Origin of the sequence: Exiguobacterium sp. UBA1053, from assembly GCF_002316465.1 — a bacterium.
Classification (GTDB): Bacteria; Bacillota; Bacilli; order Exiguobacteriales; family Exiguobacteriaceae; genus Exiguobacterium_A; species Exiguobacterium_A abrahamii.
In genome coordinates this window covers 364175-378738 of the sequence record NZ_DCDO01000003.1, presented here as the reverse complement: position 1 = coordinate 378738, position 14564 = coordinate 364175, and the positions used below count along the sequence as shown (strand labels likewise).

The window sequence follows — 14564 nt, the reverse complement described above, 5'->3', positions numbered from 1 at the left end:
TATGCAGAACGAACGCCAAGCGGGCTTCTCTTTGCTTGAAGTGATGCTCTCAATCGTTGCAATCGGTATCTTCATGATGTTAGCGATTGATCCTTATCTCGATTTACGGACGAAACAAATGAAATGGGAACAAGAGACGGAACAGCTTGAGCAGATGGCGACGGATCAAGTTGAAAACCGAACAGCGTCCTATGTCCTGAAACAAGGAGCGTGGTGCAATGAAACGATGTGTCTTGCGAGCGGAATCCGGAATGACCCTTCTCGAACTGTCATTCGTCCTATGGCTGAGCCCACTTCTTCTGCTGGCAATCTTGACATTGACCCCACTCGTTCGTCCGCCGGAAGTCAACCGAATGAATGAAGAATTGTTCTTTCATACCGTGGAACGACTGATGTGGCGCAGTACGATGTGCGAGCGCGTCGGAGACGAGATTCGTGGAATGGACGTCAATCCGGGAGAGACGGCTGAAAAGTGGCGTCTCGTCCGTGTGCAAGATCAACTACGTCTCAAGAAAGAACAGGGAGGTGAACTGACATACGCCCGCGACGTCAAACACTATGTCGTGACAGGGGATGCCGAGGTTCTCTCGATTCAGTTGAACGACAGCAGACGTTCCTTCCGATGCATCAGGAAGGATTCGTCTTGATTCAAACGTTACTGTTACTTCTAGGAATGGGAGTCGTGCTCTTGATTTCTTGTCAGCAGATTGACGAAGAGATGCGGCATCATCAGTTAGAGCAAGAAGCACTCCAACTCGAGTCTCTCATCCGAGCAGCGAAAGCAGATTGTACGAAGGACGAGACGCTCCACTACCCAATCGGACAAGTCAGCTGTACAGCGACCGATAAAGGCTTTAAAATGGAAGCGAGATTAGAGAATGGTCAAAGAATCGAGGCGGTCGTCACACATGAGTAAGGTTTATTTGATTGGGTTTATGGGAACTGGTAAAACAGCCGTCGGACATCGATTGGGTTCACAATACGAGGTCGACGAACTGGATGAACGGTTCGAACAGGAACATGGACAAACGATTACCGCTTTTTTCGCTGAGCATGGCGAAGCAGGGTTTCGTACACATGAAAGCGAATTGTTGAAGAGTAGCAATGCGGAAGTGGTCGTCACAGGTGGCGGGATCGTCGAACGGGAAGAGAACCGACTGTACATGCAGGAGTCCGGAACAGTCGTCTGGATCGATACACCCTTTGATTTGATTTGGGAACGTATCGCCGCTGATCCGAATCGTCCACTCGTGACAGAACGGGAACAAGTGAGACGATTGTTTGAACGTCGCTATTCCTTATATGCTGGAGTAGCTACTGTCCGACTTGAAGGAACGGCATCAATCGAAGAATTAACGCGTGCGATTGAAACTGTATTGGAGGAGAAGTCATGATTTGGATTACGTTAGGTATTATTTTATTGGCTATCATAGGACTCGTGTTGTTCGGATTCAGTCTTTACAAAAAGAAGCTGTCTCAGGATATTCGGCAGTTAAAACAACTGATGGAGCGCTTTACGATTCGTCAGCAAACCTTGCAGACGAACATTGACCATACGACGCAGCGAATCGATCAAATCAAAGGGAATATCAATCGAATCACTGAAGAAGGAAATCGTGTGAAGCAAGGAGCGAGCCAATTGGTGACGGAAGGTCGTCGACTCCAGGAGGAAATCAAACGAACTGCCGGAATCAAACAATTTTGAAATGGCTTTCATGGGAAGAATATGAAACAATAGGAGAGAAGGGACAGGGTCCTTTCTCTCTTTTTCGTATGTTCCTTTTTCCGAATAATACTAGATAATTATGATTTTAATTGGTAAGATGGATTTGAAAATGGAACATTAAAGAGAAGAGAGAGCGAAAACGTTCGTAAATAGGGGGATTTGTATGAGTCAAACGACATTGAAAAGAACACCGTTATTCGAGACGGTTTCGCAAACCGGTAAGATGGTGGATTTTGCGGGATTTGAAATGCCAGTTTTGTTTTCCTCGATTAAAGAAGAACACGTTGCAGTAAGGGAGAACGTCGGCATGTTCGATGTCTCGCACATGGGAGAACTGTTCGTCAGCGGACCGGATGCTCTGACGTTTTTACAAGCTACATTATCGAACGATATTTCGAAGATTGCGGTGGGGCAAGCGCAATATAACGTCTTATGCCAAGAAGACGGTGGGACAGTGGATGATTTACTCGTCTATCGTTTGGCAGAAACGGACTATCTTCTCGTCGTCAATGCTTCGAACATTGAAAAAGACGAACAACATTTACGTCACTATCTAACAGGGGACGTCACGCTTGAGAATCAATCGGAACAATATGGTCAAATTGCGGTCCAAGGACCACGTGCGGAAGCCATCCTTTCCGGCATGACACCACTTGTCTTATCAGAGATCGGATTTTTCAAGTTCCAACGGGGGACGGTTGCAGGAGTGGAAATGATCGTCTCACGCAGTGGGTACACAGGGGAAGATGGATTCGAACTCTACATGGCAGCTGGTGACGCACCTGCTGTCTGGCAAGCACTGCTTGAGCAAGGTGTCGTACCATGCGGGCTCGGGGCACGTGACACATTACGTTTTGAGGCATGTCTGCCACTTTACGGACATGAATTATCAGCAACGATTTCACCAATCGAAGCGGGAATGGGCTTTGCGGTCAAACCACAAGTCAAACCGTTCGTCGGTTCAGAGGTCTTGTTGCAACAGAAAGAACAAGGAGCACCGCGACGCTTGATCGGTCTTGAATTACTCGATAAAGGGATTGCGCGTCAAGATGCACCGGTTTGGCATGACGGGGAAGTCGTTGGTGTGGTGACGACAGGTACGTTGCCGCCGACAGTCGGAAAAGCGATTGCTTGGGCACTCGTTCCTGCAGAAGTAGCGGAACAAGAGCAATTTGAAGTGGAAGTACGCGGAAAACGTTTAGCAGCGAAACGAACAGCGACACCGTTTTATCGTCGCACGAAATAAGGGGGATATTTCTATGGATTTTCGTTATTTACCAATGACAGCAGAAGATGAGCAGGCGATGTTACAGACGATCGGTGCAGCATCGATCGAAGATTTACTCGCTGATATCCCGGCATCCGTCCGTGATAACGGTACATTGGAAGAAGTCGGTGTGCCACTTCCGGAAACGGACTTGATTCGGACGCTATCGAAGCTTGCCGACCAAAACATGAATACGAAACAATATCCATCGTTCCTTGGCGCAGGCATCTATGATCACTATGCACCTGCTGTCGTCAATCATATGTTACTGCGCTCAGAGTTTTACACTGCCTATACACCATATCAGCCAGAGATTTCGCAAGGTGAGCTACAAGCGATTTTTGAATTCCAATCGATGATTTGTGAATTGACAGGGATGGATGTCGCGAACTCGTCGATGTATGACGGTATCACGGCGTTAGCGGAAGCGGCCATGCTTGCTTGTGCCCATACGAAGAAAAAGACGATCGTTCTTTCAGACGGCGTTCACCCGGAAGCGCACGATGTCGTTCGGACGTATGCGAACGGTCCAGGACTAAACGTCGAGACGTTGGCGCTTGAGCAAGGTGTCACACGGATCGATCAACTCGATGCCATCGAAGACGTCGCCTGTGTCATCGTGCAGTATCCGAACTTCTACGGTCGTGTCGAAGAACTACAAGCATTGGCCGATGCGACTCATGCTCGTGGTGCGCTGTTCATCGTCTCTGCGAATCCACTGGCACTCGGTATCTTAGAAGCGCCAGGTAAACTTGGCGCTGACATTACGATCGGAGATTGCCAACCGTTCGGAATTCCACAAAGCTTTGGTGGACCGACATGTGGTTATTTCACGACGACAAAAGCGTTGATGCGTAAGATTCCGGGACGTCTCGTTGGACAGACCGTCGATGAGAATGGGAAACGCGGTTTCGTTCTGACGTTACAAGCACGTGAACAACACATTCGCCGTGACAAGGCGACATCTAACATCTGTTCGAACCAAGCGTTGAATGCACTCGCTGCTTCGATCGCGATGAGTGCACTCGGAAAACGGGGTATCCGGGAACTCGCGACACGTAACTTGCAAACGGCACATGCATTAAAACAAAAGCTGAAACAGGCTGGCTTTACGATCGTTGACGATGGACCGAGCTTCAATGAATTCGTCGTTACGCTACCAATCGACGCGACACGTGCGAGTCAACAATTGCTCGATCACGGGATCATCGGCGGTTTGCCGTTAGGATCGTATGACGCGGCACGTCAAAATGAAATGCTTGTTTGTGCAACGGAATTACGGACGAATGAAGAGTTGGATCAATTCGTGACAGCGTTAGGGGGACTCACACATGAATGAGCAAACATTGATCTTTGAAATTTCTAAACCGGGTCGTATCGCCTATAGCTTACCGTTACCGACTGTCGATGAGGTGGCAGTAGAAGAATTGTTACCGACCTCGATGTTACGGAAGGAAGACGTGGCGCTACCGGAAGTATCTGAACTGGATCTCGTCCGTCACTACACGGCACTCTCGAACCGTAACCATGGTGTGGATTCTGGATTCTATCCACTCGGGTCATGTACAATGAAATACAATCCGAAAATCAATGAAGATATGGCACGCCTCCCTGGGTTTGCACACATTCACCCGCTTCAACCAGTCGAAAGTGTCCAAGGGGCACTCGGTTTGATGTATGATCTGCAAGAAAAACTCGCAGTCATCACAGGAATGGATGAAGTGACGCTTCAGCCGGCGGCGGGAGCACACGGTGAATGGACAGGCTTGATGCTGATTAAGGCCTACCATCATGCACGTGGTGACTTTAAACGGACGAAAGTCCTCGTACCGGACTCGGCACACGGAACGAACCCCGCATCGGCATCTGTCGCTGGATTTGATACCGTGACGGTCTTATCGGATGAACGTGGTCTCGTTGATTTAGCGGACTTAAAGAAAAAAGTCGGTGACGATACAGCGGCACTCATGTTGACGAATCCAAACACGCTCGGTTTATTTGAGTCGGATATCGTCGAAATCGCCAAAGCGGTTCATGAGGCAGGCGGAAAACTGTACTACGATGGTGCGAACTCGAATGCGATCATGGGCATCGCTCGACCAGGGGACATGGGCTTTGATGTCGTTCACTTGAACTTGCATAAGACGTTCACAGGACCGCACGGTGGCGGCGGACCAGGATCGGGTCCAGTAGGGGTCAAACAAGATTTGATTCCGTATTTACCGAAACCAATCGTCCGCAAAGAGGAAGAGCGTTATGTCCTCGACTACGATCGTCCGGAAGCAATCGGTCGTGTCAAACCATTCTACGGTAACTTCGGCATCAACGTTCGTGCCTATAGCTATATTCGGACGATGGGTGGAGCAGGTCTTGCTCGCGTCTCGAAAGAAGCGGTCTTGAATGCGAACTATATGTTGGCTCGTCTCAAAGGTGCGTATGACGCGCCATACGACGTCTATTGCAAGCACGAATTCGTCTTGTCGGGTAAACGTCAAAAAGCACTAGGTGTCCGGACGCTTGACATCGCTAAACGTCTGCTTGACTTTGGATACCATCCACCAACGATCTACTTCCCGTTGAACGTCGAGGAGTGTATCATGATCGAACCGACGGAAACAGAGTCGAAAGAAACACTCGATGCCTTCTGTGATGCGATGCTTCAGATTGCAAAAGAGGTCGAAGAGACACCGGATGTCGTCTTGAACGCACCACACACGACGGTCGTCAAACGGATGGACGAGACACTTGCTGCTCGAAAACCAGTCTTACGCTACGAACCAAAACAAGAAGTACACGCATAAGCTGTTTCATAAAAAAGAGGACCTCTCCGACGAAGGAGAGATCCTCTTTTTGCGATAAACGAAGCATTAGCTCCGTTTGATTTTTCCTGACCACTGCTTGAATCCGCCTTTTAACTGATACAGATTCGTATAGCCTGCTTTTTTCAAGACTTTTGCAGCCTGTGAAGAACGCATGCTCCCTTGACAATACAAGTAAATCGGCATGTCTTTTCGTAATTCCTTCGAGCGCATCTTCATTTGGCTGACCGGGATGTTACGGGCACCAACGATGTGTCCGCCTTTGAATTCCTGTGTTTCGCGAACATCGACGATTTGTGCTTTACGGTAGTTCGCACGGAATTCTTCTTGCGACAATTTCGTGATGCCTTTGACCGGCATGAAACGCCAAGCGATGTAGGCGATCAGCGCGACCCATAATACGATCGTAATGATAGTTCCAGTTTCCATATTCGACTTCCAACCCCTTCGTTCGTTTAACCTCTGTTTCATTATAGTCAACGAAATCGATTTCGGCAATCGACTCGTGATTGCGCGACCGAGAATGGGTTTGATACACTAAGACGGAAACGTTTTGGGGGTGCTCAAGTGAACAGAGAGTGGCAAGTGTTGACGACGCCGGCGATGGAGCCGGCAATGAACATGGCAATCGATGAAGCATTGATTCAGTTCGTCGGGCGGGGGGAGATCGCACCGACGCTTCGTTTTTACTCATGGGAACCACGTGGATTAAGTGTTGGTCATTTTCAACGGGCAACCCGTGATATCGATCGAGAGCGGATTGCAGAGCTCGGGATTCCGATCGTGCGTCGGATGACAGGAGGGCGCGCTGTCTTGCATGCAGACGAGTTGACATACAGTGTCGTCATCCCGGAAGATACAGAAGGTTTACCACGCACGGTCATCGAAAGTTATCGGATGTTGACGGAAGGGATTCGCAAAGGATACCATCACCTCGGCATTCCGGTCGAATTTTCCGTTCCGTTGACGGAAGAGGAAAAAGAAGAATTACGGAAGCCGAAATCAGCCGTCTGTTTTGATGCAGCATCGTATTATGAACTCGCTGTAGGAAAACGGAAAGTCGCAGGAAGTGCACAAGTCCGCCATCAAGGCGTTGTCTTACAGCACGGTTCGGTCCCACTCTCTGTCGATGAAGGTGAATTGTTTGATTGTTTCTTGTATGATGATGAGTCGACGCGCGAGCGGATGAAAGCGCGTTTTTCAGGAAAAGCTGTCGCTTTGAATGAGCTAGCAGGTCACGCTGTCGCATTTGACGAGGTACGAGAAGCGTTCACGAAAGGCTTCGAAGAGGCGCTTGATTTGTCGTTCGTTCCGTTGACATTCACGAGTGAGCAGTGGCAGGAGATTGAGCGTCTTGCCGAGAAATACCGTAGTGATGAGTGGAACTGGAAACGCTAATGAATGAAATGGGAAGGTGATGTCGTGCCAACTCCGAGTATGGAAGATTATTTGGAACAAATTTATAAACTGATTGAAGATAAGGGATATGCCCGCGTATCGGATATAGCGGAGTCGTTAGGAGTTCACCCGTCCTCGGTAACGAAGATGGTTCAAAAACTCGACCGGGAGACGTACCTTGTTTACGAAAAGTATCGGGGTCTCATGCTGACACCTAAAGGACGCAAAATCGGAAAGCGTCTCGTGGAACGACACGCCTTACTTGAAGATTTTCTTCGTCTCGTTGGTGTGGATGAAGAACTGATTTATAAGGATGTCGAAGGAATCGAGCATCATATTAGTATCGAAGCGTTGGATAAGATTAACGGAATGATTCAGTTCTTTGCGGAACGTCCTGGTTTGAAAGAGGAACTGCATCGCTATCAACAAGCCCATCCAGAGGATTGAGGCTTGTTTTTTTATAGTTCCTTGCTAAAAAAAAGTTCTCAAACACGAACGATCCATTACATTTTTATGATAAAGTGCGCATTTTAAGTTAGATATGCTATACTGAGCCTGAAAATGGACGAAGGGGGTGGCGGGTGTTCGCACCTTGTCATGGAAATCACGATTAAAGAAAAATTAGTGTCGGAGTCACAACTGAAAGAAAAGGTTCGTGAATTAGCACAACAGATCGAAGTGGATGCGGCTGGGCGTCAAATCGTTCTCGTCGTCGTGTTGAAAGGGTCGATGGTCTTTGCTGCGGATTTGATGCGCGAAATCAAAGGAAGCGTTCAAATTGATACAATCGCGTGCTCTTCTTACGGAACAAAGACCGTCTCTTCCGGGCGTGTTCAGTTGAAGAAAGATCTCGATCTCGATGTGCAAGGGAAATATGTCGTCGTCATCGAAGATATCATCGACACAGGGCGGACGCTCCATTTCTTATGTGATCACATGAAATTGCATCAACCCGGAGTTCTCAAAGTATGTACATTGCTTGATAAACCGGCACGTCGTGAAGTAGAACTCGACGCAGACTATGTCGGTTTCGAGATTCCGGATTACTTCGTTGTTGGGTACGGAATCGATTGTGCGGAGGAATATCGCAATCTACCGTATATCGGTTGGGTCGAAACGGATTGAACACGAAAAAAGGAGGTTCGTCGCATGACGAATCTCCTTTTTAATGTACTTCTGAAATTAAAAAGCACGTTTTTTCTTTTTGCCTTTTTTTCCTTCGATCACTGTCAGATGAGGCGCTTTTGAACGATCGCGCAACGGTCTGACTTTATTCGATGCCGGCGCTTTTGAAGACTTGACCGGTTTTTTCTTAAAGTCTGTCCGGCGAACAGAATTCGAAGAGCCATGCATTTTTTTTGATTGAGCGACGGATTTTCGGTACTGAGCATTTGCGCCCGTTCCGACGCTTCGATTACGAGTCAGGAACTTAAAGAGCAAGAAGATGATCCCGGCGGTAATCCCGAAGAACAGCAATTGTGAAAACAGACTACTTGGATTATTGACGAGTTTATATCCGAAGCCGACAAAAGCGAACAGTAACACGACGAGTGCAAATGTAGAACCAATGCGTTGTCTGATCATAATATCACCCCTGTTATCGATTAACCCAGTGCATTCTCATGTAGGTTATGTTCCTGTTTTTCCAATGCTTCAAACGCATAAATCGCAACCTCGATCTGTGCATCGTCCGGTTCTTTCGTCGTCAAGTATTGTAACCATAGGCCAGGCAAGGCGATGACGCGAAGTCCTTTGATGTGCTGCGCTTTATTCGTCAGCTGTAACACTTCAAATGAAAGACCGATGACGACCGGTAATAAGGCGATCCGACAGACGAGACGCAACCAAAGCGGATCCGTTGGCACGATCAGATAGACGAAAAATCCGACGATGACGGTGAAGATCAAGAAACTCGAGCCGCAACGGTAATGAAGACGACTGCTGACGCGAACGTTTTCGACCGTGAGTGGGCGTCCTGATTCGACGCAGTTGATGACCTTATGCTCTGCACCGTGATATTGAAAGAGTCGTTTGACGAGCGGAGTCAATGAAATCACGTAGAGGTAACTGAACAAAAGCGTTAATTTGATTGTTGCTTCGATGACATTTTGAATGACATGTCCCGATAAAGCAGGGAACACATCGAATAGTGACGCAAGGAAAGCAGGTAGTAACGTAAAGAGTAATTTACCGAAGAAGAATGATAGGATCCCGACGACAGCTACGCCGAGCCATTTCGTCAAAGGGCTGGCAGTCGTTTCTTCCGGCTCTTCTTCACCAGGTTTGACACCGTATCGGTCACTTGCGAAGTTCATATGACTGGCGCCATTCGCTGAGGACTCCATTAAAGCAAACAAGCCACGCAGAAGTGGGATTTTTTTACCTTTAGCGATTCGTGGTCGAACCGGCTTTTGTTGGGCGAACGTCTCGATCGACTCATCATTTCGACGAATCGCAGAGACCGCGTGGGTCGCATTTTGGAACATGACGCCTTCGACGATGGCTTGACCACCGACCGGCGGATTAGTCGTTTTCATAATAGAACGCATCCCGTCTTCATTAAAATTAGGTGTATCGTCAGTGTACTTGATTTACGACAAAAAAACTATGTTCGACTCGTCAAAACGAGGTAATCTTTAGGAGTCGGAAATCGGGTTATGATACAATGAAAAGGAATTCGAGGAGGTGTTTTTTTGCGTGTCTTGATATTAAACGGACCAAACTTGAATTTACTCGGAACACGCGAACCGGATACATATGGAACGGCGACATTAGCCGACTTAGAACACGACCTTCGCACTTATTTTCCGAACATTCAGTTTCGGTTTGAACAATCGAACCATGAAGGACGACTGATTGATGTTCTTCACGAGGAACGGGGAGCGGACGGCATCGTCTTCAATGCGGCTGCCTACACGCATACGAGTATCTCGTTACGTGACGCGATTGCTGCAATCGAAGCGCCCGTCATCGAGGTCCATCTATCGAATGTCCATGCACGTGAATCCTTCCGGCATCACTCGATGATTGCACCTGTCTGCCAAGGAGTCATCGCTGGACTTGGCATGACGGGATATCGTCTGGCAACGGAGGCACTCCAAGCTTTACAACAATCGGAACAAGGGGGAAATCAATCATGAAACAACGGATCGAGGCGTTACAAGCAGCTTTAAAGGAACGGGACCTTCCAGGATTACTCGTCACGAAGGCAGAGAACATTCGATACATTTCCGGCTTCACGGGCTCAAGCGGTGCATGTCTCGTAACAGAAGAGCAAGCGTACTTCGTGACGGATTTCCGTTACACGGAGCAAGCGGCAGACCAAGTCAAAGGAATGGAGATCGTTCAAATCGAACGTTCGATTCCAGAGACAATGGGCGAATTGATGGCAGGAGCGCGTGTTCGCGCGGTTGGTGTCGAAAAGGATGCGATGACACTCGGTGCTTTTGAAGCATACGATCAAGCTTCGGCAATCGAGCTTGTTCCGACGACAGGAATCATTGAAAACCTACGCTTGATTAAGGATTCGTCAGAGATTAAGATGATTAAGGAAGCGGTGGAGCTCGCAGACGCGACCTTCCAACACATCTTGACGTACATTCAACCAGGACGAACGGAACTTGAAGTATCAAATGAACTAGAATTCTTCATGCGTAAGCATGGAGCGACGTCTTCTTCTTTCGATACGATCGTGGCATCGGGCTATCGTTCTGCCTTGCCGCACGGTGTTGCCAGCTCGAAGGCCATTGCGACAGGTGAACTCGTCACGCTTGATTTCGGAGCGCTCTTGAACGGTTATGTTTCAGATATCACACGGACTGTCGCAGTCGGTCCGATCAATGCCGAGTTGCAGAAAATCTACGATACGGTCTTACAAGCGCAACTAGCGGGTGTCGACGGCTTAAAACCAGGCATCACTGGGATCGAAGCGGACGCGTTGACACGTGATATCATCAAAGAAGCAGGTTACGGTGAGTACTTCGGTCACTCGACGGGACACGGTATTGGTCTAGAAGTACATGAAGGACCTGGCTTGTCGTTCCGCTCTGAGACGAAACTTGAACCAGGCATGATCGTTACGGTCGAACCAGGTATCTACGTGCCGCAAGTTGGCGGATGCCGGATTGAAGATGACGTCTTGATCACGGAAACAGGTCGAGAAATTCTTTCGTCTTCACCAAAAGAACTGATCACTCTCTAATTCAGAGTGACGGGACATTTTAGGAGGAACCATTCATGGTATCAGTAAACGATTTAAAAACAGGATTAACGATTAAGACTTCAGACGGTATGATTTGGCAAGTACTTGAATTCCAACATGTTAAACCAGGTAAAGGGGCAGCTTTCGTTCGGACGAAAATGCGTAACATCCGTAACGGAAACATCCAAGAGATGACATTCCGTGGTGGTGAGCGTGTCGAGCGTGCACACATCGAGCGTAACAAGATGCAATACCTTTACCCAATGGGCGAGACTTACGTCTTCATGGACACAGAATCGTATGAGCAATTGGAATTGACGACGGCGCAAGTCGAAGCAGCTCTTCCATACTTGCTTGAAAACATGGAAGTTCAAATCGCGGTTTACAACGGCGAAATCCTCGGTCTTGAATTACCGAACACAGTCGTCATGACGATCGTTGAAGCAGAGCCTGGCGTTAAGGGTGATACAGCTTCGAACGTCAAGAAAAATGCGACAGTGGAGACAGGTCATATCATTCAAGTCCCACTCTTCATCGAAGCAGGCGAAAAAGTAACGGTTGATACACGTACAGGTGATTTCACAGGTCGTTACAACGGATAATATTGAAACGACAAGACGTCTCTCACCTTCTATCAGGTCGAGAGACGTCTTTTTTCATTCAGCTTGACTTGCATCCAATGGTATGACCAGTTAATATAAGTATTTGAGTAGGCATTAGCACCTGGTATAATAATTGTGAATACAGCATAGATGGGGGAAGAATGACAGATGAAAATCGATCAGTTGAAACAAGTACTCGAAATGCTCGATCAGTCGAGTGTAAATGAACTCTCACTCGAGACGGATACGTATAAATTAAAGTTGAAGAAACAAGGAGAAACAGTGACGGTCTCGCATCAAGCACCTGCTGCTCCAGTGGCGGCGCCTGCTCCTGTGAAGCAAGCGGCAGCACCAGTCGAGGAAGAGGCGACTGCGGATGATACGGTCACGATCAATGCCTTGATGGTCGGAACGTTTTATTCGCGTCCGAATCCAGATAAGCCGGCATACGTCAAAGTCGGTGATCAGATTGAAGTGGGTCAGATCGTTTGTGTCCTTGAAGCAATGAAACTCTTCAATAACTTAAACTCGGAAGTATCTGGAACGGTCGTCGAGATTCTTGTCGCCGATGGAGATCTCGTTGAATTTGGTCAACCACTCTTCCGGATCCGTCCGTAAACGGGGGTGAACAGCATGGAAAAATTATTGATTGCCAACCGTGGAGAAATCGCCGTCCGCATCATTCGAGCGGCAAAGGAACTTGGAATACAAACCGTTGCTGTCTACTCGACAGCGGATAAAGAAGCCCTACACGTTCGTTTAGCCGATGAGGCGTACTGCATCGGTGAGGCGAGTTCTGCTTCATCCTACTTAAACGTTACGAATATCCTTGCGATCGCAACGAACCGTCAAGTGACGATGATCCATCCGGGTTATGGTTTCTTAGCCGAGAACGTCGATTTTGCTGAGATGTGTGAAGCGTGCGGGATCAAGTTCGTTGGTCCGACGTCGGATGCGATCCGTCAGATGGGAATCAAGGACGTTGCGAAGAAAACGATGATCGAGTGTGGTGTGCCTGTCGTACCTGGTTCAGATGGAACGGTCACGGACGAAGAAGCGTTCGCACTGGCGCAAGAAATTGGTTATCCGGTCATCATCAAAGCAACAGCAGGTGGTGGAGGTAAAGGGATTCGGGTCGCTCGTTCGGAAGAAGAGCTGATCAACGGGCTAAGTGAGACACGCCGTGAAGCAAAACAAGCTTTCGGAAACGGGGATGTCTATTTAGAACGTTTCATCGAAGAATTCCGCCATGTCGAGGTACAGGTCCTCGCTGACCGTCACGGGAATGTCATTCACCTCGGTGAACGGGATTGTACCGTCCAGCGTCGGATGCAGAAACTGATCGAGGAAGCGCCATCACCTGCGGTCAGTGAAGCGACACGATTAAAAATGGGCGAGGCTGCCGTAAAAGCCGCAAAAGCGATTCAATACACGGGAGCTGGAACGATCGAATTCATCTTCGTCGAAGAGACGGAAGAGTTCTTCTTCATGGAGATGAACACGCGCATTCAAGTCGAACACCCGGTAACGGAGATGATCACTGGATTCGACCTCGTTCAAGCACAATTGCAAGTGGCGCTCGATCATCCGCTTGCCGTCAAACAAAAGGATATCAAGTTCCACGGTCATTCGATCGAATGCCGAATCAATGCCGAGGATCCAGACCATGATTTCCGTCCGTCTGCTGGACGCGTCACACAATACGTGACACCAGGCGGAATGGGTGTGCGCATCGATAGCGCGGTCTATCCAGGATATATGATTCCACCATATTATGACTCGATGGTTGCGAAGTTGATCGTCCATGCGGAAACACGGGAAGAAGCATGTGCGAAGATGGAACGTGCACTAGCTGAATTTTGGATCGAAGGTGTCAAGACGACGATCCCGTTCCACGAACGTGTTCTCAGTCACCCGGTATTCCGGCGTGGCACGTTCACGACGAAATTCGCAGAGCGTGAGCTAAAAGGTACGATCGTTAACTGAATCAGGACGGGAGTTTGTGCGACGAACTCCCGTCTTTTTTTGGCGTTCTCTATGTTTTTTAAAAGAGGAATGTGCTAAACTAACTGATTGAGAACGACAAAAAAAGGAGCACGCAAAATCATGATGAAACGACACATGGCACGCGAACTCGCAGTCCAATCTTTGTTCCAAATGGAGCTTTCGGATCTGACTGCACAAGAGGCCATTGAATTCGCGGTAGAAGGTAAGGAATATGACACATTCGTCGAGCAATTGGTGAACGGTGTCGAAACGAACAAAGCAACGATTGACCAACACATCCGAGAAGCACTGGTCAACTGGTCATTCGAACGACTCGGAAACATCGAGCGGACGATTCTTCGCTTAGCCGTCTACGAATTGTTATTCGAAACGAACATTCCAGTTCGAGTGACGATCAACGAAGCGATTGAATTGACGAAGGCGTTTGCTGACGAAGAAGCGACAAAAATCGTGAACGGTGTTCTCGGTAAGGTCGCACAAGGCGTCGTCAAAGAAAATTCATAAACGTGTAAAACCGAATAGAGACAAACAGACAGAAGAGTGA

20 protein-coding genes are annotated in these 14564 nt (G+C 48.2%); 17 read left to right on the top strand and 3 right to left on the bottom strand.

Annotated elements, in window-relative coordinates; all coding sequences use genetic code 11:
- The first annotated feature begins 1 nt into the window (after position 1).
- The 8 genes from B3G15_RS02935 to gcvPB all read left to right on the top strand — a co-directional run bounded on the left by B3G15_RS02935 (position 2) and on the right by gcvPB (position 5794).
- The gene (locus B3G15_RS02935) at positions 2-361 is read left to right on the top strand and encodes a type II secretion system protein (RefSeq protein ID WP_290715464.1); all 360 of its coding nucleotides are present in this window, start codon (positions 2-4) and stop codon (positions 359-361) included.
- On the top strand, positions 354-647 hold the full coding sequence (locus B3G15_RS02930; protein ID WP_290715461.1) for a hypothetical protein: 294 nt from the start codon (positions 354-356) through the stop codon (positions 645-647). Before B3G15_RS02935 ends, B3G15_RS02930 begins: the two co-directional genes overlap by 8 nt.
- Complete coding sequence (locus tag B3G15_RS02925) at positions 644-916, top strand: hypothetical protein (RefSeq protein ID WP_231884698.1); 273 nt, start codon at positions 644-646, stop codon at positions 914-916. Before B3G15_RS02930 ends, B3G15_RS02925 begins: the two co-directional genes overlap by 4 nt.
- A complete protein-coding gene (locus B3G15_RS02920) occupies positions 909-1394 on the top strand; it encodes a shikimate kinase (RefSeq protein WP_214857095.1) in 486 nt (161 codons plus the stop codon). Before B3G15_RS02925 ends, B3G15_RS02920 begins: the two co-directional genes overlap by 8 nt.
- A complete protein-coding gene (locus tag B3G15_RS02915) occupies positions 1391-1705 on the top strand; it encodes a hypothetical protein (RefSeq protein ID WP_023467565.1) in 315 nt (104 codons plus the stop codon). Before B3G15_RS02920 ends, B3G15_RS02915 begins: the two co-directional genes overlap by 4 nt.
- 184 nt (positions 1706-1889) lie before the next feature.
- Positions 1890-2972: a glycine cleavage system aminomethyltransferase GcvT gene (gene gcvT, locus B3G15_RS02910; protein ID WP_035409121.1), complete on the top strand. Its 1083-nt coding sequence runs from the start codon at positions 1890-1892 to the stop codon at positions 2970-2972.
- A 13-nt stretch (positions 2973-2985) separates the two neighbouring features.
- On the top strand, positions 2986-4332 hold the full coding sequence (gene gcvPA, locus B3G15_RS02905; RefSeq protein ID WP_056060214.1) for an aminomethyl-transferring glycine dehydrogenase subunit GcvPA: 1347 nt from the start codon (positions 2986-2988) through the stop codon (positions 4330-4332).
- Complete coding sequence (gene gcvPB, locus B3G15_RS02900) at positions 4325-5794, top strand: aminomethyl-transferring glycine dehydrogenase subunit GcvPB (RefSeq protein ID WP_029341085.1); 1470 nt, start codon at positions 4325-4327, stop codon at positions 5792-5794. The genes gcvPA and gcvPB overlap by 8 nt, the downstream gene beginning before the upstream one ends.
- Before the next feature lie 66 nt (positions 5795-5860).
- Here gcvPB and B3G15_RS02895 read toward each other — a convergent pair whose 3' ends face one another.
- Positions 5861-6241: a rhodanese-like domain-containing protein gene (locus tag B3G15_RS02895; RefSeq protein ID WP_023467569.1), complete on the bottom strand. Its 381-nt coding sequence runs from the start codon at positions 6239-6241 to the stop codon at positions 5861-5863.
- 138 nt (positions 6242-6379) lie between these two features.
- Between B3G15_RS02895 and B3G15_RS02890 the strand changes: the two genes are divergently transcribed.
- From B3G15_RS02890 to hpt, 3 genes are all read left to right on the top strand, one after another.
- Complete coding sequence (locus tag B3G15_RS02890) at positions 6380-7210, top strand: lipoate--protein ligase family protein (protein WP_290715446.1); 831 nt, start codon at positions 6380-6382, stop codon at positions 7208-7210.
- 24 nt (positions 7211-7234) lie between these two features.
- The gene (mntR, locus tag B3G15_RS02885) at positions 7235-7657 is read left to right on the top strand and encodes a transcriptional regulator MntR (protein WP_035398709.1); all 423 of its coding nucleotides are present in this window, start codon (positions 7235-7237) and stop codon (positions 7655-7657) included.
- 150 nt (positions 7658-7807) lie between these two features.
- Positions 7808-8335, top strand: coding sequence for a hypoxanthine phosphoribosyltransferase (gene hpt / locus B3G15_RS02880; RefSeq protein ID WP_290715437.1), 528 nt, complete (start codon positions 7808-7810; stop codon positions 8333-8335).
- A gap of 57 nt (positions 8336-8392) precedes the next feature.
- Here hpt and B3G15_RS02875 read toward each other — a convergent pair whose 3' ends face one another.
- Together B3G15_RS02875 and B3G15_RS02870 are read right to left on the bottom strand one after the other, a co-directional pair.
- Entirely contained in the window at positions 8393-8794 is a 402-nt protein-coding gene (locus B3G15_RS02875; protein ID WP_023467573.1) for an SA1362 family protein, read from the bottom strand.
- Positions 8795-8814: 20 nt separating this feature from the next.
- The gene (locus B3G15_RS02870; RefSeq protein ID WP_064300286.1) at positions 8815-9747 is read right to left on the bottom strand and encodes a DUF1385 domain-containing protein; all 933 of its coding nucleotides are present in this window, start codon (positions 9745-9747) and stop codon (positions 8815-8817) included.
- Positions 9748-9903: 156 nt separating this feature from the next.
- Between B3G15_RS02870 and aroQ the strand changes: the two genes are divergently transcribed.
- From aroQ to nusB, 6 genes are all read left to right on the top strand, one after another.
- Entirely contained in the window at positions 9904-10350 is a 447-nt protein-coding gene (gene aroQ, locus B3G15_RS02865; protein WP_214857097.1) for a type II 3-dehydroquinate dehydratase, read from the top strand.
- On the top strand, positions 10347-11411 hold the full coding sequence (locus B3G15_RS02860; protein ID WP_290715425.1) for a M24 family metallopeptidase: 1065 nt from the start codon (positions 10347-10349) through the stop codon (positions 11409-11411). The genes aroQ and B3G15_RS02860 overlap by 4 nt, the downstream gene beginning before the upstream one ends.
- A 35-nt stretch (positions 11412-11446) precedes the next feature.
- Complete coding sequence (gene efp / locus B3G15_RS02855; RefSeq protein ID WP_023467577.1) at positions 11447-12013, top strand: elongation factor P; 567 nt, start codon at positions 11447-11449, stop codon at positions 12011-12013.
- Positions 12014-12181: 168 nt separating this feature from the next.
- Complete coding sequence (gene accB, locus B3G15_RS02850; protein ID WP_029341092.1) at positions 12182-12631, top strand: acetyl-CoA carboxylase biotin carboxyl carrier protein; 450 nt, start codon at positions 12182-12184, stop codon at positions 12629-12631.
- A gap of 15 nt (positions 12632-12646) precedes the next feature.
- Positions 12647-13999 carry an acetyl-CoA carboxylase biotin carboxylase subunit gene (gene accC, locus B3G15_RS02845; RefSeq protein WP_290715420.1) on the top strand — a complete coding sequence of 451 codons (1353 nt, stop codon included), beginning with the start codon at positions 12647-12649 and terminating at the stop codon, positions 13997-13999.
- A 120-nt stretch (positions 14000-14119) separates the two neighbouring features.
- Complete coding sequence (gene nusB, locus B3G15_RS02840; protein WP_023467580.1) at positions 14120-14524, top strand: transcription antitermination factor NusB; 405 nt, start codon at positions 14120-14122, stop codon at positions 14522-14524.
- The last annotated feature ends 40 nt before the right edge of the window (positions 14525-14564 follow it).

Coding starts and splice junctions, on each gene's coding strand:
- B3G15_RS02870 (WP_064300286.1), bottom strand. CDS start 9,747: ATGAAAACGACTAATCCGCCGGTCGGTGGTCAAGCCATCGTCGAAGGC.
- B3G15_RS02920 (WP_214857095.1), top strand. CDS start 909: ATGAGTAAGGTTTATTTGATTGGGTTTATGGGAACTGGTAAAACAGCC.
- B3G15_RS02930 (WP_290715461.1), top strand. CDS start 354: ATGAATGAAGAATTGTTCTTTCATACCGTGGAACGACTGATGTGGCGC.
- accC (WP_290715420.1), top strand. CDS start 12,647: ATGGAAAAATTATTGATTGCCAACCGTGGAGAAATCGCCGTCCGCATC.
- nusB (WP_023467580.1), top strand. CDS start 14,120: ATGATGAAACGACACATGGCACGCGAACTCGCAGTCCAATCTTTGTTC.
- efp (WP_023467577.1), top strand. CDS start 11,447: ATGGTATCAGTAAACGATTTAAAAACAGGATTAACGATTAAGACTTCA.
- gcvPA (WP_056060214.1), top strand. CDS start 2,986: ATGGATTTTCGTTATTTACCAATGACAGCAGAAGATGAGCAGGCGATG.
- B3G15_RS02895 (WP_023467569.1), bottom strand. CDS start 6,241: ATGGAAACTGGAACTATCATTACGATCGTATTATGGGTCGCGCTGATC.
- B3G15_RS02875 (WP_023467573.1), bottom strand. CDS start 8,794: ATGATCAGACAACGCATTGGTTCTACATTTGCACTCGTCGTGTTACTG.
- B3G15_RS02935 (WP_290715464.1), top strand. CDS start 2: ATGCAGAACGAACGCCAAGCGGGCTTCTCTTTGCTTGAAGTGATGCTC.
- accB (WP_029341092.1), top strand. CDS start 12,182: ATGAAAATCGATCAGTTGAAACAAGTACTCGAAATGCTCGATCAGTCG.
- gcvT (WP_035409121.1), top strand. CDS start 1,890: ATGAGTCAAACGACATTGAAAAGAACACCGTTATTCGAGACGGTTTCG.
- B3G15_RS02860 (WP_290715425.1), top strand. CDS start 10,347: ATGAAACAACGGATCGAGGCGTTACAAGCAGCTTTAAAGGAACGGGAC.
- B3G15_RS02915 (WP_023467565.1), top strand. CDS start 1,391: ATGATTTGGATTACGTTAGGTATTATTTTATTGGCTATCATAGGACTC.
- gcvPB (WP_029341085.1), top strand. CDS start 4,325: ATGAATGAGCAAACATTGATCTTTGAAATTTCTAAACCGGGTCGTATC.
- hpt (WP_290715437.1), top strand. CDS start 7,808: ATGGAAATCACGATTAAAGAAAAATTAGTGTCGGAGTCACAACTGAAA.